Genomic DNA, 1,082 nt, shown 5'->3' on the forward strand with positions numbered 1-1,082 from the left:
GCGACGCGCTCCAGGGCCGGGGGCAGCGTGGCGATCGCTCGGCGCAGGCCCGCGGCGCCGCCGCGGGCCAGCGCGCCCGACAGGCCGCGCAGCGCGGCGCGGACGTCGCGGCGGCCGTTGGCGTCGAAGAGGCTGAAGATCTCGTCGGTGGCGACGTGGATCGTGGTCGCCGACGGCGGCAGCGGATCGCCACCGAGCGGCGGGGCTCCGGGCGTGCCCGGGGCCAGGTCGAGGAAGAAGTTGCCCTCGAGGAACAGCCGCGGCCGGATCTTCACCGTCGCGTCGCGCCGGACGACCGGCGCGTCGTCGCGCAGCTCGGCGGTCAGCTGGGTGAGGCCGGGATGGTCGGGAACCGGGTCGATCGCGGTCAGGCGGCCGACGTCGGTGCCGGCGACGCGGACGCGGATCGCGCCGGCGGCGCGCAGCGCCCCGGCGTCGCGGGTCAGCAGTCGCAGGGTGGTCGGCGACGATCCCGGCGCGCGCATCCCGAACGCGAGCGCCAGGCCAAGGGCGGCCACCGCCACCATCGCCAGGCCCCAGCGGCGGGCGCTGCGGTGCTGGTCGCTGCGGCGCGGCGCGCTCATCGGTCGCCTCCGGTCCAGGGGGTCGTGGGGTTGCGCGCGGGCGCCGACCCGGCGGTGCGCCCGATCCACTGGCCGGGCAGGTAGCGCTCGTTGCCGATCGGGCAGCCCTCCGACGGGTCGGCGTAGGTGCTCGCGTGGGTCTCGGCGTCCGGGGCGCCGACCCGCAGCGGCGGGGGGAGCGGCAGGACCGGGAGCATCTGGTACCAGTTGCCGTAGCGGTCGCCCTCGCTGGTGATCCCGGTCGTCCCCTTGAAGAACAGGCCGACCCCGTTGCAGCGGGTCTGCAGCGGCGTCAGCCAGCGCATCAGCGGGCTCAGGCGGGTCCCGAGCGGCGCGAGCAGGCCGAGCCCGTCGGCGGTCGGCCGGTCGTCGGCGACGCGGCCGAGCGTGACCAGCGCGCGGTCGACGCGGCCGGCGAGCGCCGGGACCCGTCGCAGCACCGGCGTGCCGCTGACGAGCGCGCCGTCGAGGGCCCGCAGCGCTCGCGGCAGGCGGGCC

The 1,082-nt window shown here is 78.2% G+C and carries 1 protein-coding gene and 1 pseudogene; both read right to left on the minus strand.

Features of this window, described 5'->3' with window-relative positions:
* Positions 1-584, minus strand: a 584-nt coding sequence (locus PAI11_RS11080; RefSeq protein WP_040599915.1) for an MlaD family protein, incomplete at its 3' end; no start/stop codon positions are given.
* A pseudogene (locus tag PAI11_RS27135) lies at positions 581-1,082 on the minus strand (hypothetical protein); the annotation flags it as partial. The gene PAI11_RS11080 and the pseudogene PAI11_RS27135, both read right to left, overlap by 4 nt.

Origin of the sequence: Patulibacter medicamentivorans, assembly GCF_000240225.1 — a bacterium.
Taxonomy (GTDB): Bacteria; Actinomycetota; Thermoleophilia; order Solirubrobacterales; family Solirubrobacteraceae; genus Patulibacter; species Patulibacter medicamentivorans.